The organism is Amycolatopsis cihanbeyliensis, from assembly GCF_006715045.1.
In the GTDB taxonomy this organism is placed as follows: Bacteria; Actinomycetota; Actinomycetes; order Mycobacteriales; family Pseudonocardiaceae; genus Amycolatopsis; species Amycolatopsis cihanbeyliensis.
The window spans coordinates 4,364,533-4,384,682 of the sequence record NZ_VFML01000001.1; the positions used below are offsets into that span (position 1 = coordinate 4,364,533).

17 protein-coding genes are annotated in these 20,150 nt (G+C 68.4%); 6 read left to right on the forward strand and 11 right to left on the reverse strand.

Going from position 1 to position 20,150, the window contains the following annotated elements; genetic code table 11:
- Positions 1–63 precede the first annotated feature (63 nt).
- On the forward strand, positions 64–909 hold the full coding sequence (locus tag FB471_RS19825) for a helix-turn-helix domain-containing protein (RefSeq protein ID WP_141999922.1): 846 nt from the start codon (positions 64–66) through the stop codon (positions 907–909).
- A gap of 29 nt (positions 910–938) precedes the next feature.
- Positions 939–1,142, forward strand: a complete 204-nt coding sequence (locus tag FB471_RS19830; protein WP_141999923.1) for a DUF397 domain-containing protein — start codon at positions 939–941, stop codon at positions 1,140–1,142.
- Positions 1,143–1,229: 87 nt separating this feature from the next.
- Here FB471_RS19830 and FB471_RS19835 read toward each other — a convergent pair whose 3' ends face one another.
- From FB471_RS19835 to FB471_RS19875, 10 genes are all read right to left on the reverse strand, one after another.
- On the reverse strand, positions 1,230–1,658 hold the full coding sequence (locus tag FB471_RS19835; RefSeq protein WP_141999924.1) for a hypothetical protein: 429 nt from the start codon (positions 1,656–1,658) through the stop codon (positions 1,230–1,232).
- Positions 1,659–1,943: 285 nt separating this feature from the next.
- Positions 1,944–3,188 carry a DUF6973 domain-containing protein gene (locus FB471_RS35215; protein WP_246076489.1) on the reverse strand — a complete coding sequence of 415 codons (1,245 nt, stop codon included), beginning with the start codon at positions 3,186–3,188 and terminating at the stop codon, positions 1,944–1,946.
- 87 nt (positions 3,189–3,275) lie between these two features.
- The gene (locus FB471_RS34190) at positions 3,276–3,431 is read right to left on the reverse strand and encodes a hypothetical protein (protein WP_170220869.1); all 156 of its coding nucleotides are present in this window, start codon (positions 3,429–3,431) and stop codon (positions 3,276–3,278) included.
- A gap of 234 nt (positions 3,432–3,665) precedes the next feature.
- Positions 3,666–4,511 (reverse strand): LLM class F420-dependent oxidoreductase, encoded by an 846-nt coding sequence (locus FB471_RS19845; protein ID WP_141999925.1) that lies wholly within the window; start codon positions 4,509–4,511, stop codon positions 3,666–3,668.
- 33 nt (positions 4,512–4,544) lie between these two features.
- Positions 4,545–4,820 (reverse strand): DUF2277 domain-containing protein, encoded by a 276-nt coding sequence (locus tag FB471_RS19850; protein WP_141999926.1) that lies wholly within the window; start codon positions 4,818–4,820, stop codon positions 4,545–4,547.
- Positions 4,821–4,850: 30 nt separating this feature from the next.
- Positions 4,851–9,965, reverse strand: coding sequence for an AAA domain-containing protein (locus FB471_RS19855; protein WP_141999927.1), 5,115 nt, complete (start codon positions 9,963–9,965; stop codon positions 4,851–4,853).
- A 260-nt stretch (positions 9,966–10,225) separates the two neighbouring features.
- Positions 10,226–11,311, reverse strand: a complete 1,086-nt coding sequence (locus FB471_RS19860) for an AAA family ATPase (protein ID WP_141999928.1) — start codon at positions 11,309–11,311, stop codon at positions 10,226–10,228.
- 26 nt (positions 11,312–11,337) lie between these two features.
- Positions 11,338–12,375 (reverse strand): aliphatic amidase, encoded by a 1,038-nt coding sequence (locus FB471_RS19865; RefSeq protein ID WP_141999929.1) that lies wholly within the window; start codon positions 12,373–12,375, stop codon positions 11,338–11,340.
- A 46-nt stretch (positions 12,376–12,421) separates the two neighbouring features.
- Positions 12,422–13,036: an AmiS/UreI family transporter gene (locus FB471_RS19870; RefSeq protein WP_141999930.1), complete on the reverse strand. Its 615-nt coding sequence runs from the start codon at positions 13,034–13,036 to the stop codon at positions 12,422–12,424.
- A 92-nt stretch (positions 13,037–13,128) separates the two neighbouring features.
- The gene (locus FB471_RS19875; protein WP_246076490.1) at positions 13,129–14,205 is read right to left on the reverse strand and encodes a substrate-binding domain-containing protein; all 1,077 of its coding nucleotides are present in this window, start codon (positions 14,203–14,205) and stop codon (positions 13,129–13,131) included.
- Positions 14,206–14,308: 103 nt separating this feature from the next.
- On the opposite strand from FB471_RS19875, the gene FB471_RS19880 reads away from it, so the two are divergent.
- Positions 14,309–14,740 carry a MarR family winged helix-turn-helix transcriptional regulator gene (locus FB471_RS19880; RefSeq protein WP_141999931.1) on the forward strand — a complete coding sequence of 144 codons (432 nt, stop codon included), beginning with the start codon at positions 14,309–14,311 and terminating at the stop codon, positions 14,738–14,740.
- 34 nt (positions 14,741–14,774) lie between these two features.
- Here FB471_RS19880 and FB471_RS19885 read toward each other — a convergent pair whose 3' ends face one another.
- Complete coding sequence (locus tag FB471_RS19885) at positions 14,775–16,040, reverse strand: PucR-like N-terminal domain-containing protein (RefSeq protein WP_246076491.1); 1,266 nt, start codon at positions 16,038–16,040, stop codon at positions 14,775–14,777.
- Between the two features lie 785 nt (positions 16,041–16,825).
- Between FB471_RS19885 and FB471_RS19890 the strand changes: the two genes are divergently transcribed.
- The 3 genes from FB471_RS19890 (at position 16,826) to FB471_RS19900 (ending at position 20,149) form a co-directional block, all read left to right on the forward strand.
- The gene (locus FB471_RS19890) at positions 16,826–17,977 is read left to right on the forward strand and encodes a DUF6801 domain-containing protein (RefSeq protein WP_141999932.1); all 1,152 of its coding nucleotides are present in this window, start codon (positions 16,826–16,828) and stop codon (positions 17,975–17,977) included.
- 92 nt (positions 17,978–18,069) lie between these two features.
- On the forward strand, positions 18,070–18,681 hold the full coding sequence (locus FB471_RS19895) for a DUF6801 domain-containing protein (protein ID WP_141999933.1): 612 nt from the start codon (positions 18,070–18,072) through the stop codon (positions 18,679–18,681).
- A 22-nt stretch (positions 18,682–18,703) separates the two neighbouring features.
- Entirely contained in the window at positions 18,704–20,149 is a 1,446-nt protein-coding gene (locus tag FB471_RS19900) for a DUF6801 domain-containing protein (protein ID WP_141999934.1), read from the forward strand.
- Position 20,150 lies beyond the last annotated feature (1 nt).

Here is a 20,150-nt window from a genome sequence, read left to right on the forward strand (position 1 = left end):
ATGCAACGCGACGAGTGAAGTTCACCCGATAGGGGGCGCGGAATGCGGCTAGTATCCGGCGGCATGACCACTTCGCTCGGTCCCGGCGTGCGGCGCCGGGTGCTCGGTAAGCGCCTGCGCAAGCTCCGCGAGAAGCGCGGGATGACCACGACGACCGTGTCCAAGCGGATGAAGATGGCGCAGCCCTCGCTGAGCCGGATCGAGAACGGCCGCAACGCCATCCTCACCGAGCACGTCTACAAGCTCTGCGAGATCTACGGCGCCAGCAAGGCCGAGACCACCCGGCTGATCCGCCTGTCCGAACAGTCCCGCGAGCGTGGTTGGTGGGAGTCGTACTCGGACGTGATCAGCGACTGGTTCGAGATCTACGCCAGCCTGGAGAGCGATGCCGAGCGAATCCTGCTGTACGAGTCCGAGTTCGTGCCGGGCATGTTCCAGACGCCGGGCTACATCCGCGCGGTCTACCGCGCCGCGCATCCGGAAGCGGGTGACGAGGCCGCGAACCGTGCGGTCGACCTGCGGGTGGCCCGGCAGTTGCGGTTGGAGGACCGCAGCATCACCGCGCTGATCAACGAGGGCGCGGTGCGCAGGGTGGTCGGCGGTAGCTCGGTGATGCTGGACCAGGTGCGGCACCTGATCGACGTGATCGAGCGGCAGCACGCGGATATCCGGATCATGCCCTTCGCCGCCGGTGCGCACGCGGCGATGAGTGGCCCGTTCAACCTGCTCAAGTTCCCGGACGCGAACGAGATCGACCTGGTGTACGTGGAGAACGAGCGTGGCGGGATGTACTTCGAGCGGCCGGAGGACCTGGCCCGCTACACCGACATCTTCGACCGGGCGCTGGGCCTCGCCCTCGCGCCGGAGGAGAGCGTAGCGCTGCTGGGTAAAATCGGGGAGGAGTACTAGACCTGGGCGATCGAGAAAGGGGAGCCACCATGAGCGGCCTCCCGGAGCACCTGCACTGGCGGAAGAGCAGCTTCAGCAACGGCAACAACGGCGCCTGCGTGGAGGTGGCCGAGGCGCCGGGCGGCGGTCGCTACCTGCGGGACACCAAGGATCGCGGCAAGCCCGCGCACTACTTCACCGCCGCCGAGTGGGACGCCTTCCTGCGCGGCGCCAAAGCCGGCGAGTTCGACTGAATCCCCAGCTCACCCGGCGTGTTTGCCCTCCACGCGCTCGTGTTTGCTGCTCACGTCGCCGAGTTGGCCCCAGGCGTCGGACGATGTTCACCACCGTGAACCGCTTCCGTCGTTCAGCTGGAGCCGGCCGGTATTCGGCGGATCGGCGATCACCCTGACCCCGGGACCGTAGGAGCCGTCGAACAGGTTGACCTCAACCGAGACGGCGTCCTGGACATCGCCGGACTTGGTGAAGACCAGCATGTTGCCCGGCCCGGTGAACGTGTCACCCATGTCCACCGGCCTTCCGACCTGTTCCACCACGAACTCCCTGGTCACCGGCTCGGCGAAGCTGTAGACGTGGTCCCAGTCGCCGGGCACGAACTGGCGCAACGGCGCGGCCTCGCCCGCCTGCCGAAGCTGCCGCAGCTCCGCCTCCAACTGCCGATCCTCGCGCAACTCAACCCCCTCATCCCCGCCGCACGCCGCCAGCAGCGCCGCCACCGCGAGCAGCGACAGCACCACGCCCCCGGCCACCCGGCGTGTTTGCCGTCCACGCGCTCGTGTTTGCTTCCCATGCGCGTGAGTTTGCCGCTCACGTCGCCGAGTTGGCCCCAGGCGCCGGGCAGTGTTCACCATCGTGAACCGCTTCCGTCGTACAGTTCGCTGCGTGTCAGAGCAGCTTGCTGAACCTCGCCGGACTTGGTGAACACCAGGATGTTCCCCGGCCCGGCGACGATCTCGCCCATCTCGACAGCGCCACCGACGGTTCGCTCGACGGCGAAGCTGTAGACGTGGTCCCAACCGCACGCGACCAGTCGGCTAGTTCTGGTACGTGCCATAGTTCTCGCCGTCGCGTCCGTAGTTGTAGCCGCCGGAGCTGTGGCCCTCGTCCCGCGGTTCTGGATCGCGTCCGCCAGGCGCCGGTGGGTCGGTCGCCCTGCCGGTCGCGCCGACCTCCACCCGATCGCTGGGTACCAGACGCCCTTCTTGCCCGACCACCACCATGTCCCCTTCACGCACGGCCTTTTCGATGTGCTGCTTCAACTCATCGGGACCCGCGTCGGGATGTGCCGCGGCGATCCGCCTGCCGACCTCGTTGTTGTGCAGATCCATCGCCTCGGATGTCGCCGGGTTGTCGGGCTTGCGCTCGTGCGCCGTGGTGTAACCTTCCGTCCACTCTTGCCCGAACCGGTTGGCGAGCATGGCATTCCAGTATGCGTGCCGGAATGCGTCCGCGTGCCCGTCGGTAATGGAGTTCTTGTTGTCCCCGTCGAGGACATTCTGAGCATCGTGTAGCGCGGTCTTGTAGATGCCGTAGGCATCGGCAGCACCGGCGAGGCCGATATCGTCCAGGTGACTGGCTTCGCTGGTGGTGACCTTCTGCGGTTCCATGCCGAGCTGCTCGGCCATCCAGCCGAGTGCCCCTTTCGGGTAGGTGGTCATGCCATCCGGGTCCACCGATACCTGGTACCTCGCGACAAGCCGGTCGTGTAGTGAACCCTGTTCGGCACCGGCCTGGGCCGCGGCCGCCAGGGAGGTGGCACCACCGTCGCCGATCTCGTCACGCCGCACCCTGCCGAGCACGTCGGCGAGTGCGTTGTCGATCTCCTCTGCCCGCTGGAGGATCAGCCTCACCCGGTCGAGGATCTCCGCCCGGACCCGGCCTCGTTCCTCCTTGACCGGCTCCAGTTGCTCGGGCGTGGTTTCCGGCGGCGGCCCGGGATCGAGGACGCCACCATCGTTACTCACGGTCATCCGGTGTGCCTCGGCGAGACCCTCCGTCTCGGAGATCTCCTGGCGCAGCACGGTGGTCGCGTCGGCGGCGGTGATCAGTGCCGTTCGGGCCGCGTTCACGCCCGCGAGCAGGTGTTCGACCCGATCGGTGAGCCGCTTGAGCCGGCCCGACGCTGCCTCCGCCGACCTGCCGGCCCAGCCGGACGGTGTCGCCGCCTCGGCCAGCTCGTCGGTGAAGCCGAGGAACTGGTCACTGTGGCCCTTGAGGTCCTGCTCGGCCGTATCGACCGGGCCCGGCCACCACTGCCGCACGTCGCCGTAGGTGACCATGTCAGATCGGCCTCGTCCCTCCGGTGTGGTCGTACCGGAGATCGCCCGCCGCCGCGTCCTCGTTGGCCGCGTAGTGCTTCCTTGCCGTCAGCAGGCTCTCGCCGTGCGCACGGCAGCGTGTCCGGTACCCGGGACACGCTGCCGGGCGCCGGGAAGGTCCACGGCGGCCAGCTGGTCGGCAAGGCCGATCGCGGCGTCCCCGGCGGTTTCGAGTTCCCGCAGCGTGATCTGGTACCCACTCATCGATCCCCCTTGGTTACCCAGCGAGCACGTTACGTCGCCAGTTCGATGATCGGACCAGGGCACGGGGACAAACCACCCGAGTGGAGTAGGTCCAGGAGGACGACCGGGCGCGGGAGCCGTGCGAGCAGCCGCCGGTCGCGGGTAGCCGGCCCGGTGATGCCGTTGACGTGTGGGGCAGATCGAAATGTCAATTGAGGACAAGCGGCAACAGGACTACGACGAGGCCGTCGCGAGTCAGCTGACCAGGCCGAGCTTGCCCGCCAACCGTCCGATCCAGGCGGTGACCTCGTCCGCGGAGCGGTCCGGCAGGCCGAAGACCACCTCGCTGACGCCCAGCTCCGCCCAGTGAGCCAGCACCTCGCGATCCGGCTTCCCGGCGAGCGCGACGATCTCCGGCTCGCCCTCCCGCCCGGCTTCGTCCCAGGCCTTGCGCAGCAGGCGCACCTTCTCGTCCAGCTCGCGGTCGGTGGGGGTGGTGATCCAGCCGTCCGCGTGCCGCGCGATCCAGGAGAACGTGTTCTCCGTGCCTCCGGCGCCGATCAACACCGGAATCCGACCGGTCGGTTTCGGCCAGGCCCAGCTGGGTCCGAACCGGACGAACTCGCCGTCGTAACTCGCCTCGTCCTCGGTCCACAGCGTGCGCATCGCTGCCAGGTACTCGCGCAGCACGGTCCTGCGCCTGCCGGGCGGCACCCCGTGGTCGGCAAGCTCGTCGGTGTTCCAGCCGAACCCGGCCCCCAGCGTGACCCGCCCGCCGGAGAGGTGGTCGAGGGAGGCGACGGTCTTCGCCAGGGTGATCGGATCGTGCTCGGCGGGGAGCGCCACAGCCGTGGACAACCTGATGCGCTCGGTCACCGACGCGGCGGTGGCCAACGCGACCCACGGATCGAGGGTGCGCAGGTAGCGGTCGTCCGGGAGGCTCTCGTCGCCGGTCCCCGGGTGGGTCGCGGTCCGGTGCACCGGAATATGCGTGTGTTCGGGGACCGAGAACGAGTCGAATCCCGCCGCCTCCGCCGCCCGTGCGGCGTCGGCAGGGGTGATCCCACGATCACTGGTGAACAGCACGATACCATGGCGCATGCCGTCAATTAGAACATGTTCTACCTTGGCTGGCTATGCCTGCGAGCGGGCGGTGATGCGGGCGCGTACCTCCGGGCGGCGCAGCGGAGGGTCGTTCTTCGGTGGCTGCTTGCGTTCCGGCAGTTCGGCGAGCAACCGGGTGGTGATCCCGGTGATCTCCGCGACCGCGGCCTCGAACGGTTCCCTGGTCTTGTCCGAGAGCGACTGCACCCCGGTTACCTTGCGTACGTACTGTCGCGCCGCGGCCTCGATCTCCTCGTCGGTCGCGTGCGGCTGCAGCCCACGCAGTGTGGTGATGTTCCGGCACATGAGATCAGCGTACGCAGGGAGGATGCGAGGTCAATGCGGATCGCGTTCCAGCAGCGGAAGGACCCGCCTGAACTGTTGCCGGACGTTCGGTGTGAGTCGCTCGCGGCCGAGCAGGTCGAGGACCGCACGGTAGAGGGCCTCCTCATCGGCGTTCCCGTTCTGCGTCGCGACGAGCTGAAACAACGCTGCCAGCTCGCGGGGCGGTAGCTGGTCCAGCGACCGCGGCCCGAGCTGCCGGAGCCGAACCTCGGGTTGGTCGGGAAGCCGGTAGGTGCGTGGCTTCACGCCCACCTCGTCCAGCGGTGCGTCCTGCACGATGATGCCGCGCCGCACGGCGCCGCTCACCGCCGCGTTCAGTGCCTTCGCGATCCGCGAGCCGACCTTGCTGCCACCGGACGCGCTGACATAGGCCCGATGCAACCGATCGCCGACCACCGGCCCCTCGCGCGCGACGATTGCCTGGATGGCGGTCATCAGGTCCGCCCGCGACGCCTCGATGGCCGAGGGGACCGCGCCGGTGTACTCCTCGTACGGACCGAGCGAGATCCTGCCCGTGGTCGCCGGCGCGGCATCGACGGTCGGTGTCGTGGCGGCATGCTCGGCCGGTGCCGGTACCGGCGCTGCCTCCGGCATGGCCTCAACCTGCGCCTCGACGACATCGTGGCCCGGTGGGTGGATGTCCAGCCCGTGCAGCATCCCGCGCAGGTCCTCCAGCATGGCCGGCTGGTCGATGTAGAAGGCGGACTCCCTGATCCGGAAGAACTGCCACCCGCATCGTTCCAGGTCGCGTTGCCGGGCCAGGTCGCGCTCGTAGGCATCCGGGCCATGCCACGCGTCACCGTCGCATTCGACCGCGAGCCGAGCCTGCGCACCGATCACGACCAGATCGATCCGGTAGCCCTCGACCGGATACTGCGGTACGACCCAGTAACCGCGTTCGACGAGGCGGTTGTACACCCGCTGCTCGAACAGCGAGTCGAACGGCTCGACCAGGGTGTGCTCCGGCACCAGGCCGGTCGAGGTGCCCTCCTCCTCGCGCTCGCGGCGGTTGATCACGCCGTAGCAGTAGTCGAGCAGCCGGAACCGCATGTCTTCCTTGTTGCCGAGGTCGTCCCGGGTGACCGAATGGAACACCCACATCTGGTCGCGCGCACGGGATGCCGCGACGTTGTACCGCTGCACGTAGGTGTCGCGGGTCAGGGCGGCCATCCGGTGCTCGGGTTCCGGAGCCGCCACCATCGAAAGGAACATCACGTCCCGCTCGGATCCCTGGAAATCTGCCGAGTCGCCGCAGCGCAGGTTCCGCGCCGCCCACTCCTCCGGTGGCACCCGCGAGAGCAGTTCGGTCTCGATGACCTTCGCCTGAGCCGTTCCCAGCAGCGAGATCACGCCGAAGGTGCGTCCGTCGTAGCGTGGATCGGCGATGCACTTCTCGATCTGGGTGACGATCGCTTCGACCTCGACCCGGTTGACCTTGTTCTTGGTGCCGCGCTGGTAGCCGTCCGCCAGGAAGACGGCCTTGACCGGTTCGAGCCGGTCGGCGCCGTACTGCCGGACCGGAATGAGCCGGATGCCATCCGGCTCGTAGGCCACCTGGTTGGAGAACCCGATGATCTCCGGCACGCACCGCCGATGCTCCACCAGGGTGAGCCTGCCCCCGTACAGCATCTTGGCGTGATCGAACAGGCTGCGCTGCGGGTCCTGCCATGAGGCGAGGTAGCGATCGTCGGCAAGGTACTGCCTTGCCAGATCGCGCAGCTGCTGCTGGTCGATGCCGACCGCCGACGGGGAGACCTGCTTGTCGTCGCCGATCACGACGATCTTGGGCGCGAGGTACTGCAGGAACAGCGCCTCCAACCCGGCTTGCGAGGCCTCGTCCACTATCACCACGTCGAACATGTCCGGCTGGATGCGCAGCTGCTCGGCGATCCGGTAGATGGGCATGATCCATACCGGGACCGCAGGCCGGCAGCGGTCCATCGCGTGCCGGATCTCCGCCCTGCGCTGCGCGGCATAGACACCGGTTCCCTTACCGAGGCGCCGGACCAGCTGCGCGTACTGCTCGAGATCGGCTCGCGCCTGGCCGGTCAACCGTTCCGGCGCGACCGCGTGACTCCAGGCGCGGGTCGCGGACAGTTCCTCGACGTGGCGGCGAATCTGCTCCTCGGCCCGGTTGACCGCGGCCTGCAGCTCGTTGATGTCCTGCCCGCCCTGCCGCCGGATCCACGCGCCGGTCGTGGCCCACGCCCAGGCGTCCGCGAAGTCGGCCAGCCGCTCGGGCCATCGCGGGTCGTCGGCGGTCTCGGTGACCGCCTTGCCCAGCGCCGGGACCGCCGCGGAGATCGTGGCGGCGAGCTTGTTCCTGCGCAGACACAGTCGCTGCACCTCGGCGAGCCGCCCGATCCGCTGATGGGCGACGGCGTAGTCGTTGTGGTCGCGCCGCCGGACAGCGTCGAGAAGGTGGTGCACGCAGCCGGCCGCGTTGTCCCACCGAGCCGCCTCGGCGGCGGTCTGGTCGATCTGGTGCAGTGGTTCGATCGCCGCGGCGCGGGCATCCCTGGCGGCGGCCGCGTCGACCAACCCGGCGTACTCCCGGACGGCTTCCAGGTCGTTCCAGTCCGGCCGGGGGAGCCCGGCCGTCGCGAGGTGTTGCTCCTCCTGCTCGAGCCGCTCGCCGAGGGCCAGTACCCTGCGCAGCTGCTGCGCCTCGGTGACATGCCACTGCAACCGTTCCGGCAGGGTGTCCTCGGCGGCGATGTGCATCCCGTCCGGCCACGCCTTCTCCAGCGCGGCGAGTATCCTGGTCGCGTCCACCCAGAGCAGGAAGGTCGATATCCGCTCGGCCGTGGTCGGCGCCAGCCCGTCCACCCGTACCTGGTCGAACAGCGGCTGCGCCTGCTTGACCTGCTTCGCGGTGAGCAGGCCGATCTTCGGGCTGCCGTCCGGGTTGGTCCTGATGGTGCCGCCACCGTCCAGATGAGCGCGGAGCTCCTCGGCCAGCGCCACGAGCGGTCCCGCCTCGCCCGTCATGCCGACATCGGCGAGCGAACCGAGTTGATTGACGGGCGTCCGCGCCCGCTCGATCAGCTCGTGGATCGTGCCCTCGCGTGCCTGCCAGGTTCCGGCTCGGCCGGAACGGACGTCGGCCAGCGCGTCATTCAGCCAGGACTCCCGGCGCCGGGCCAGATCCGCCGCCTCATCGGCGAGGTCGTGCAGTCGCCGCCGCAACCGGTCCCGCCCGGCCGTGTCGAGCCGCCGGATCGCGTCGAAGGCGGCCGGGCTGCTCGGCTCACCGTGTTGCCGGTCGGCGGATTCCGCGCTTTGTGCGCTGGTCACCAGGTCAGCAAACGTTTGCGGGTCCGGGACTGTGGACAGGTCGAGCAACCGCTTGCGTGACTCCGGTTCATCGGCCCGCAGCGTGCCGTCGGTCAGGTAGCCGTGCCATTCGACGAGCTCGGCGCCGTGCACCGGGGCCGGCCCGGTGGCGGCGTCGTCGACATAACAGGCCAGCCAGCCGAACCGGTCCGCCTGTTCCTGGCGCTGCCGGGCGATCGCGGTCAGCGTGCCCCGGTAGCCCGCGTGCTCGTGCTCGATCACTTCGTGCTCACGCGCCGCCACCAGCTGCCGGTACAGCTCCGCGCGCCGTCGTCGGTACTGGTCGATCAGGTCGAGACATTCGTGGAGCGTTGCCGCGGCCTCGTGCGGATCGTGCTCGGCGGCGGCGGTGGCGATCCGGTCCACGGCCAGCTTCAGGTCAGACATGTCCTCGCGCGAGGTGCCGACCACGGCCACCGACAGCGGCTTGATCCGCTCCGGCAGTTTCTGCCGCACCTCCTTGAGCGCCCGGTCGGTGTGCGCGGTGACCAGTACGCGCTTGCCCTGGGCCAGGAGGTGGGACAGCAAGGCGGCGGCCATGTGCGTCTTGCCGGTGCCGGGCGGGCCCTGCACCAGGGTCTGCGCGGTCGTGTCCACCTGGCGAAGAACACGCAGCTGGACCTCATTGACCGGCAATGGGAGGAACGGATCGTCGTCCACCGTCACCAGCGCACCGTCCCCCGGTTCACCCTCGACTCGGGGGGTGTGGTTCGGGTCGATCAGCGGCAGCACCCCGTCCGGCACCATCCCGGCGGCGGAGAGCTGCCGGACGACCGTCCGGAAGATCTCGACCAGGCCCTGCTGCGAGCGTTTGCGCAGGATGACCGCCGGGGCGAAGGTGGCGAGCGCGCGCCCGGAGGGGTCGGGCTGGGCGTCGGTCTCCCGGTACTGCCCGTCCGCGTCCAGGCTGTGCACGAGCCTGCGGACAAGTGGGGCGATCTCCGCCTGGTGCAGCGGATGCGCGGCGAACTGGCGGGCCTGCTCGCGCACCTCGTTGATGTGTGCCGTGTTGCTGACCAGGCTGGGTGCGAGCATGTCGAGTTCGACATCGAGCGACTCGATCGACTCGATACGGATGACCGTGAGCCGCCCGGTGTCGTCGTCGAAGTGGATCGCTGCCTTGCAGCTGAGCAGGTGACGCTTCACCGGTGGGTGGCCGGTCGGGATCCAGCCGAGGCAGCCCGTTGCGACGATCAGTTCGAGTTCCTCGGGGTGGCTGGTGGCGTTGACATAGGTCGAGAACAGCGCGGCATACAGGTCGCGAACCGGCCGGTCGAGCAGTTCCTGTTCGGCCCATTCCTGCCATCGCGGCAGCCACCGGTCGAACTCTTCCCTGATCTCCGGCCGTTCCTCGACGGGCACCTCGCGCGCCACCGCGATGTCGCTGCCCTCGCCGTCCGTGTCGTCCGTGTCCGGCATGAACTCGGTGACGGACGCGCGCAGCTCCGGTGCCGTAGCGGGGTCGTCCAACGGCCCGTTCAGCCAGGCGGACAGCGGCTGCTCGGGATCCGGAGGTTCCACTCGGGGAATTCGATCGACGGTCAGCACCGGCTGTTCCGGTTCCGGGTCTGGGGAGCGATATGCGGTCGTCACGGCGGGATGCTCGGGAGCGTCGGCCAGCCACAGCACCGAGCCGTTCCGGTTGTAGGCCTCGACGCTCTGCGGTGGGCTGCTCTTCAGTTCCTGCGCTCGAGCAAGGAAATCGAACAGGCGTTTCGCCTGGTCGACTCGCGGATCGGTGGCCGCATCCTCATATCCCGCTGAACTCACTGACTACTCCCAAGGTTCCTGCCCACCGGGCTCGGCGTGCCCGGTACCGCCCGTCTTTGCTATTTCGGCGTGTGCCGCCGAGTGTTACGGACAGAAACCTTCGAGTTTCGCAGCTTGTTGTTGGCGAATAGGCAACCACAACGAATGGGTGTACCCGGTCCTCGAGTGGCCCACCCGCTTCCGGGCCCTGAACGCCACGTTCCGGACCTCAGACGTCTCAATGGCCACGTTCGGGGCATTCAGCGTCTCGAAAGTGGCGTTCAGGGCTTTGCCGGGGACGTACTGGCGGTGACCTGGCCGCCCGCGGTGGTGGCGTGCACGTGCAGGGGGGTGGCGGTGCGGCCGCGGGCGCGCAGGATGGCGGTGGCCACCGGTTCGGCGAGGATGGTGCGCAGGGCGCGGCGCAGGCCGCGGGCACCGTAGACCGGGTCGAAGCCGGTCTCGGTGAGCAGGGCGGCGACCCCGTCGTCCACCTCGAGGTCCACCGAGCGGCGGCGGAGGCGAGTTCGGAGCAGGTCGATTTCCAGGCGGGTGATCCGTTCCGCCGTGGCGGTGTCCAGTTCGGTGAACACAACGGTTTCGTCGATCCGGTTGAGGAACTCGGGTTCGAAGAACTCGCGGACGGCGGTGTCCAGGGTGACCTGGTTGCCGCGTGCGGCGAGGCGGGTCGCCAGCGGCCCGGCGAGGCGGCGCCAGCGGGAGGCCCGGCGGCGGGCCAGTTCGGCGGAGCCCAGGTTGGAGGTGAGGAAGACGAAACTGTTCCGAAAGGAGATGGTCTGCTGCCCGTTGGCCAGCCGGAGCCTGCCGTTGTCCAGTACGTGCAGCAGGGCGCGCAGCACGGTGGGATGCGCCTTCTCCACCTCGTCGAACAGGACGATTCCCGGCGTGTACGGGTCTCCCTCTATTGTGGAGCGATCGAAGACGCTGTAGGCCTCCTTGCTGCCCGCGTAACCGGGTGGCGCTCCGGTGAACGAGGCCGCGTAGTGCTCCTGGGCCAGCGAGCTCATGTCCACCCGGCACAGATCGTCCGGCCCGGAACGCAGCTCGGCCGCGATCTGGCGGACCAGTTCTGTCTTCCCGACCCCGGTCGGGCCGACGAGCAGCAGGTTGGCCAGCGGGCGACCGGGGTCGGTGACGCCCGCGGTCGCCAGCGTCAGCGCCCGGACGGCGCTGTGCACGGCGGGGGACTGGCCCAGTATCCGCGCGCCGAGGCGTTCGGTCAGCGTGTCCGGATCGAAGGTGGCCGGTGACTGCCGCTCAGGGTCGGCAGTCACCGGCGGGGAGCCGTCCTGCCGAGCATGCCTGCGACGGTTCTGGTCGTGGTACATGTCGGTCAGGTACGGCATGGAATTCCTTTCCTCGCGGGGGACTGTCAGGCCTGCATCGTCTTTTCCACCGGAAGGTCGCCGACCTGGCAGTCCGCGACTCCGACGGTGCTCCTGGTGATGGCCTCCACGTTCTCCTGCGCCTTGGTGGCGTCGGTGACCCACTGCTTGTAGAACTCGAACGGGCAGTCGGCCACGCCCTTGTCGCCGTCACCCGCGGCGTGCACGCCCGAGTAGCCGCGGTGCAGCAGCTTGAATAGGTGGTTCTGGGACTGGTCGTTCTCCCGCGCGTCCCGGATCGCCGACAGCGAGATCTGCGCGTACTGGATGCCGTACTCCTCCTCGCCGGTCTCGCCGAGCGTGCGGCCGTCGAAGCCGATGATCGCGGAGTGGCCGAAGTAGGAGTACACGCCGTCGAAGCCGGCCGCGTTCGCCACCGCCACGTAGCAGTTGTTCGCCCACGCCATCGACTTCGCCATCAGCACCTGCTGCTCCTTCGCCGGGTACATGTAACCCTGGCAGCGGACGATCAACTCGGCGCCCTTCATCGCGCAGTCCCGCCAGATCTCCGGGTAGTTGCCGTCATCGCAGATGATCAGCGAGACCTTCATGCCCTTCGGCCCGTCGGAGACATACGTGGTGTCCCCTGGGTACCAGCCCTCGATCGGGCACCAGGGCAGGATCTTGCGGTACTTCTGCACGATCTCGCCGTGGTTGTTGATCAGGATCAGCGTGTTGTACGGAGGCTTGTGCGGGTGGTCCTCGTGCTGCTCACCGGTGATCGAGAAGATGCCCCAGGTGTCCGCCTCGCGGCAGGCAGCGCTGAAGATCTCGGTCTCCTCGCCCGGAACGGTGGCCGCGGTCGCGAACATCTCGTCCGGGTCGTACATGATGCCCTGGGTCGAGTACTCCGGGAACACCACCAGGTCCATCCCCGGCAGCCCGGTCTTCATCCCGACCACCATGTCGGCGATCTTGCGCGCGTTCTCCAGCACCTCGGGCTTGGTGTGCAGCCGCGGCATCTTGTAGTTCACCACCGCGACGCCGACGGTGTCGGGGCTGGCCGAAATATCACCGTGTCGCATCATTTCTCCTTTGGTTGAGCTGGGTTGAGCGAACTGGAACCTTGCTTCACGCGGTCGCGGTCGCGGCCTGGGTCGCACGCTCGCGGGAGAGCAGCGCGGCCGTGGCCACCAGTACGACGCCGATGCCGGCGGCGAGCAGCGCGGTCGGCCCGTCCGAGGTGTACGCGCCGGTCATGGCCAGGAACGCGGGCACCGAGCAGGTCGGCTGGCTGAGCAGCACGACCGCCCAGCCGGTGAACCTCGTCAGTCCGGTCATGCCAAGGCCGAGCACCAGGAAGAACAGCGACCACAGCAGGGCCCAGGCGAGCCAGATGACGCCGAAAACCGGATCGCCCTGGCGCCAGAACGAGATGCCCGCGTACACCACGGCCGCACCGGCCACGAACAGCGAGAACCAGCCGACGCCCTCGGGTTCGAGGTTGGCCAGGTTGGCGATCCCGACATAGAGATACGTGAAACCGAACAGGTACAGGCCGGAGGCGCCGAGGATGGCGTCCGTGTCGCCGCCGGCCTGGATGATCAGCACGGTAGGGGTGACGCACTGGAGGGCGCCGACAAACAGGTTCAGCGGCCCCGCCGAGCGGGTGGGCACCTTGCCCAGCAACATCAGGCCGTTCACCAGCAACACCGCGCCGACGTAGAGCAGACCCACGTTGTTCATCGGGCGCCTCCGATTAGGATCGGATGGAATAATTTCAGATGAAAGTAATTCGACAGGAGGGTGGCGTCAAGAGGTTCCGCCGACGCGGTCGTTCAGAGCCGGGTGATGACGTCGAAGTCGTAGCCGTCCGCGATGGCGAGGTGAACGTGCTGGCTGGCCTGCTGGCCGTGGAACTCCACGGTGCCGCGCGGACCGTGATAGGCGACGCCGTCGATCGCCGCGTTCAACTCGGGCAGGTCCGCGGTTCCCGCTCGGCGAGTGAGGCTTGCCAGGGTGTGTAATCCTTCGTAGCAGGACTCGGCCGCGTTGTTCAGCGCCGGCGCGCTCGGCCCGTGCAGGCCGACATACCTGCCGAGAAGGTCCAGCGCGTCGGCGCTGACAAGGGAGCGGAAGTACGCGGCCGAGACGAACAGGTTCCCCGTCGCCGAATGCCCGCTGGCGAGCAGCATGTTCTCCTCCATCAGCGGGCTGAACCGCAGCAGCCGCTCGTGCAGCCCGCGCCGGGCGAACTCGCGGTTGAACTCCACCGCGTCGTGCCCGACCAGCAGCATCAGCACCCCGTCGCACGGGGTCGCCTCCACCCTGCGTACCAGCCGGGTCATATCGCCCGCGCCGAGACCGACGAAGGCCTCGCCCGCGATATCGAGGTCGAGCTCGTGGGCGAACTGGCGGACCGCCGCGGTGGAGACATGGGGCCACACGTAGTCGTCGCCGACGACGAACCAGCGTCGCGCGCCGAGATTGTCCCGCAGCCAGCGCAGCGCGGGCGCGACCTGCATCCGTGGGGTCTCACCCGAGCAGAAGATGCCCGGCCTGCGTTCGCCGCCCTCGTAGAGGGACGAGTACACGTACGGGACGCGATCGGCGAGTACCGGCGCGAGTGCGTTGCGTACCGAGGAGATATGCCAACCACTCACGGCGTCCACCCGGCCACGGTCGATGAGGTCGCGCAGTTCGCCCGCGATCGCCTGCGGTGCCGCGCCGCCGTCCAGGACCTCGACCCGGACCTCTCGACCAAGGATGCCGCCCTCGGCGTTGATCTCGTGCGCGGCGAGCTCCGTGATCGCCTCGCAGGACGGCCCGAACAGTCCTGCTGGCCCCTGTAGGGGGATCACCATCGCGACATTCCAGATGTCGCGGCGGCTTCCGGCGGCGACACCGAATGCCATGGGGTCTCCGCGAGGTCCGTGTTACGGCATGGTGGACTTTCTTTCACCTGGAAGTCTTACAATCGGCTGAGGTTTCCGCAAGTGGGAGGACGGGCGGCACGAAATGCGTGAGGACAGCGCTACCGAGAGTCAGAGCACCTCCGCCGGCGAGCCATTGATCCGGGTGCTCACCAGGGCGGCACGGGTGGTCACCGTCCGGGTGGAACAACTGCTCAAACCGGAGGGCTTCGGCCTGGACCAGTGGCTGGTGGTCGAGGCGCTGGCCGAGCGGAGCGGGCTGTCCATGGCCGACCTCGCCGCCCGGACGATGGTCACCGGCCCGACCCTGACCAGGGTGGTCGACAAGCTGGTGTCGAACGCGGTGGTCTACCGCGAGGTGGACGAGGAGGACCGTCGCCGGGTGCGGGTGTATCTCAGCCCCCGCGGGCGCGCCGCGTACAAACGGATCGCGGCGAAGATCGGCAAGGTGGAGCGCGAGCTGCTCGGCCAGGCCGACACCAGCAGCATCATCTCCTTCCTCACCACCCTGACCTAGCAACCCACTCCTTCGATCGTCACTCGGAGCGTTGTCACTCGGAGCAGCGCAGCAGGTGGAGGGCGCGCAGCGAGATCTCGAGGGCGAAGCGTTCGTCGGGGTCGCGCAGGCGGTCCCCGAAGAGGCCCTCAAGCTGGTGCAGGCGGTAGCGGACGGTCTGCGGGTGGATGTGCAGGCGGGCCGCGATCTCCGGCGCACTGCCCCTGGTCTCCAGCAGCGCGAGCAGGGTTTCGCTGAGCCGGGTGCGTTGCTTGACGGTCAGCGGGTCCAGCGGGGCGAGGCAGGACTGGGCGAGTTCGCGGACCAGGAACTCGTCCGTGGTCAGCAACAGGGTGGGCAGGTGCTCCCCGCACCAGATCAGCTGCTGGTCGGCGAGCACGCCACGGCGAGCGAGCTCCAGCGCGCGCCGGGCCCAGTGCAGCGAGGTGGTCGCCGCGGAGAGCCGTACCCTCGGCCCGACCACGGCCCGCCAGCCGGACTGACCGGCCAATTCGGACTCGAGCTCGGACCGCCGCAGATCCGGGTCGGCGACGATCAGGTACGGCTCGCTGTCGCCGAGATCGGCGAGCACCCCGTCATCGAGCGCCAGCGCCGCGGGTTCGGCGAGCTCGTCCCGGCGTTCCAGCGCCACCGCGGCGATATGCTCGGGTAGCTCCCAGCGCGCGGGTCCGGCCAGCTCGCCGAGGGCGTCGGTGGAAACCGGTGGGTCGGACAGGATCAGCTCGAGCAGGCGTCTTCGGCGCCGTTCCAGCGCGCCGGCGTTGCGGATCTTGGCCGCCGCGTAGCCCTCGACCGACAGTGCCGAGATCTCGTCGATGTAGACGAACAACGCGTCGGCGAGCCGGCAGATGGTGGCCGAGGACAGCTGCGCGGCCTGGCCGAACTCGGCGATCAACCGCCAGGCCACCCGCGCACCGACGTGATACGCGGTCTGCAGGGTGTCCACCCCACGGCCCTCGCTGACCTCCAGTTTGCCGAGCCAGCGAAACAGCTTCGCCGCCTCTTCCTTGGAAGCGTCCGGATCGGCCATCCGCTCGATGAACTGGTTGATCGCCTGCTCGATTCCCTCGGTGATCGCCTCCCCGAAGCGACCTTCCAGCGGCCGGGCGTACTCCGGAATCGAGCGCTGGATCTCGTGCAGGATCGCCGCGGCGACGTCGCCTGCCCGTGGCCGGAACATCGCCGCGAGGCTGCGCGGCAGGGCGGACCAGGGGTCGTCCGTGCCGGCGCCGCCCGGTTCGGCTCGACCGTTCGTCGGGGCCGCCGATCGGCTCGAACCGGGTCCGGCGATCCATTCCACGGATCTTCCCCTTGGTCTCAACAGATCACGCCACCCTTGTCCGGCAGGTTCGCGAATCTTGTAACCTGCATCACAATATCGGTGGTCAGGGTGCTTGTCAACGGGTTCGATTCGCTCATGGTTAACACAAAACATGCGAACGTCACGCTACTGATCATCCGATGGTCGATCATCCGTATCGATGGGGTCCCGCTCGGGCTCTCGTTCGGCTGCGAATCAGCGACTAATTCAATCTTTGACGATGAAGGATAATCGTTCCTCGCGAGTCGGGGTAAACGGTGTTGTTCCTGTTCTTTCCGGCCTGCGGCGGCTTCTCGGCGATGGTTTGGCGAGGGCTTGCCCCGAGCGTCGGTGCAGGTCGGGTGACGTCCGTTCGGGTTAGCTCGACCGGTAGTGACCTGCGTATACTGCGCTTCTTCGCCTATGTGATTGCCCCGAATGAACCAGCGGGCAGGGCATGTCAGGCAAACCTGGCTGGTGCGTCACAAGGTTCAACGAGCCTTTTTGGCAGTTGAGTGACAAATTCATGGAACCGTTGATCTGGAACGATCCCGCGGCGAACGACCACTTGTTTCCCGCGTCACACTGAAGTAACCTACTGGCTGGTAGATAGCTGAAGGAAATTGGACTCCACTACCGTAATACGTCCCGTTGGGTCTATTCATGCCGGCCGCGACCAGTCGCCGTTAATGGTGCTGTGTTCGCGCGGGGGGTTGGCATTCGGCCTTAGGAGAATTCGTATGATTGGTCGCGTATCTTCATCCAGACTGCGTACCGTGGCCTCGGTGACCACGGTAGGCATGGTCACCGCGCTGGCCGGCGTGCTCGCCGCCGGACCGGCCACCGCGGACACCGCAAGTCCGCTGGACGTGGTCAGCAAGGAACTGACCTACACCTGCACCTTCCCACTGGTCGGCCCACAGCCGGTCACCGCGACGGTGAGCGTCGACCTGCCGACCTCGGCCGCGGTCGGGGAGCGCATCCAACCCACCGGCCTCGCCATCGACTTCACCCTCAGCGAGAACATCGTGACCGCGTTCCGGTTGATCGGCGCGGCCACCATGGAGGCGGACGGGGTCGCCGATGTGGACGTCGCCTTCGGCGGCAGGACCCTCACCATGGGCGTGCCGAACCTGAAGGCGCCGAAGCAGGACATTCCGGCCAGCGGCCCGATGAGCAGCAGCATGACCGGTCCGATGCCCAGCTTCATCCTGTACGAGCCGGGCTCGCTGGAGATCGGCGCGGGCCAGCAGTTCTTCGCCTCGGCCACCGCGCTGGACGAGAACGGCAATGACACCGCGCTCGGCAACCCGATCGACATCCCCTGCACCCAGGACGCGGGCCAGGACGCGCACCTCGGCACGATCGAGGTCACCGGCGCGCCCACCGCGGGACCGGCGGCCGGAATGTCGACCCAGGGGAGTGTGGACAAGGAACTGGCCTACACCTGCACCTTTCCCGAGGCCGGTCAGCAGGACGCCGTGGGCAGGGTGACGGCCACCTTCCCGGACCAGGCGCAGGTGGACCAGCGCGCCGAGATCACCGACGCCGAGGTACAGGCGGATATCAACGCGGCGAGCGTGGATGTGTTGCGGGACAACGGCGCAGCCACGGTCGAGGGTTCGGGTCAGGCCGATCTGCACGCCGGCCTCAGCGATGCCTCGGGCACGCTCGAGCTGACCCTGGGGCTGCCGGCCACCATCCCGCCGGTGGACGTGCCGGCGGCGGGCGGGCTCACCGCGTCCATGCCGATCAACACCCCGTCGTTGATCTTCCGCGCGCCCGGTGACCTCTCGGTGTCGGCCGGTGACCTGAGCGGCACGCTCACCCCGCGGGACGCCGCGGGCGACGAGACCGCGCTCGGCACCTTCGACGTGCCCTGCCAGCCGCAGTCGGGTCAGGACACACACCTGGCGACCGTCCCGATCGTCGCCTGAGAGCGCTTGGAAACACGCACTGACCAGCGCTTTGGTCCGTGCCCGTCGGTCCGGCGGGCACGGACCAGATCGTTCCAGCAGAAGGAGCCCCGATGCCCCGTAGCCTTTCGATGGTTGTCGTCGTGTCGGCGGTGACCGCCATGCTGACCGCGCCCGCCGCGGCCGCCAGGGCGAGCACCATCGAGGTGGACAAGGAACTCACCTACACCTGCGAGTTTCCCTATCTCGTCCCGCAGGAGCTGAGTGGCACCGTCCGGGTCAGCCTGCCGGACTCGGTCGCGGTGGGGGAACGATTCCGGGCGCACAGTGACGTGACGATCGCGCTCACCCTGAACGAGGACATCGTCACCGTGCTGAACCTGCTGGAGGCGGCCACCTTCGACGGTGCGGCACGGGCCGATGTGGACGCGGACATCAACGGCCTCCGCGCCACACTGGGGATTCCGGGCTTGCGCATCCCGCGGACCGAGGTCCCGGTCGAGCAGTCGCTTCCGGTCGACATCACCGGGACGATGCCCTCCCTGATCGCCTACGAGCCCGGCACACTGACGTTGGCCGCGGGTGCGGAGTTCACCGCGACCATCGACGCCCGGCGCGCGGACGGTTCCCCGATCGAGCTCGGGGAGTTCGACGTGTCCTGTGCCATCACCGAGACCGAGCCGCCGCAGGATCCGCACCTCGCCACGATTCCGATCACCGAGTGAGCGCCCGAACCGAGGAGATCCCGTGTTGTCTGTTCGATCGGTATGGCGGGGCCGTATCCGCGGGGTCGCGATCGCGGCGGTGGCGGCGTTGACTCTGGTGGCGGGACCGGTGGCCGCGGGAAGCGCGCCGGAAACCGGGGACGCCGTACTCCAGCCGGTGACCACGAGCCTGCGCAACACCTGCGAGTTTCCCGCCGCCGGCACACAGCCGTTGACGGCGGGTGTCACCGCGAGCTTTCCCACGGTGGTCGAGGCACCGCGGGAGTTGCCTGCCGCGGAGGTGTCGGTGGGACTTGTCTTTCCCGCCGAGACGGTCACCGCGCTGCGTGCGGCGGGCAGGGACTCGCTGGCCGGCACCGTGCGGGTCAACGTCTTCGCCCAGCACGCGGGAAAGCGAGCGAGAGTCCAGGCGAAGGCGGAGCTTCCGGCGCAACCCCTGCCCGCCGAGGGAGAACTCGCCGTGCGGGCGCCGGGTGAGTTGGAACCGATCGCGACCAGCGTGGCCGGTGAGGTCGCGCTGACCCTCGACCGGGCCGAGCTGATCCTGCTCGGTGAGGCCGAGGGCGCGGAGTCCCCGGCCGGGGTGTTCTGCACCCTCGAGGAGGGCCAGGACGCCGCGCTCGGCACGGTCCGGGTGGCGGCCGCGGACCGGACTCCCACCCCCACCCCCACCACGGAACGCACCTCGCCCGCCGCCGAGTCGAGTACGCCGAGCACGCCGTCGCCGCGGTCCACGACGGCAGCCCCCGAGGCGTCCCAGCCGGCACGGCGGGCGCCGGAAGGCCCACCGGGTGCGGCTGCCGACACCGCCAACCTGTGCGGGACCGAGATACCGGAGGACGCGATCCAGGTCCGGCGGGGCTACTACGACGTGGTCGTGACCGCCGGGGTCACGAAGCTGGATTCGGACATCGTGTTCGGGCCACCCGGCTACCTGGGCGGGGACCTCTGGCTCTGGCTGCGCAGCAACCCCGACACCGGAGGAATCCTGTACTGCAACGGGATCAAGGGCGACCTGTGGCTGCCCGAGACAAGGGACTCGTTCGTGATCTTCCGGTTCGTGCCCACCTCCGCGCTGGTCAAGGTCACCCAGACCGCCCCGGCCGAGGGTTCGGTGGACCCGCTGGAGTTCGTGTTCCAGGGCACGGCGACCGCGATGATGACCATGCGCGATGTCCAGGTGAACGGGACCCCGCTGGACGTCGGGCCGAACTGCGGCACCAGCGTCCCGATCGAGATCGAGCTGTCCTCGGAGCCGGGCGAGTGGGACCTGGCCAACGGCGGGGTCATGGAGTCGGAGTACTCCATTCCGGAGTTCGCGAACTGCGGCACGAAGGAACCGCTGGACTCGCTGTTCACCAACCTCGTTTCCGGCCCGGGAAACCACATCAGGATCGAGTTCAGCCCGATCCGCGAATGCTCCGTTCCCGACCCGCCGCCGGTGTGCGCGCAAGGTGAGGAGGGATAGC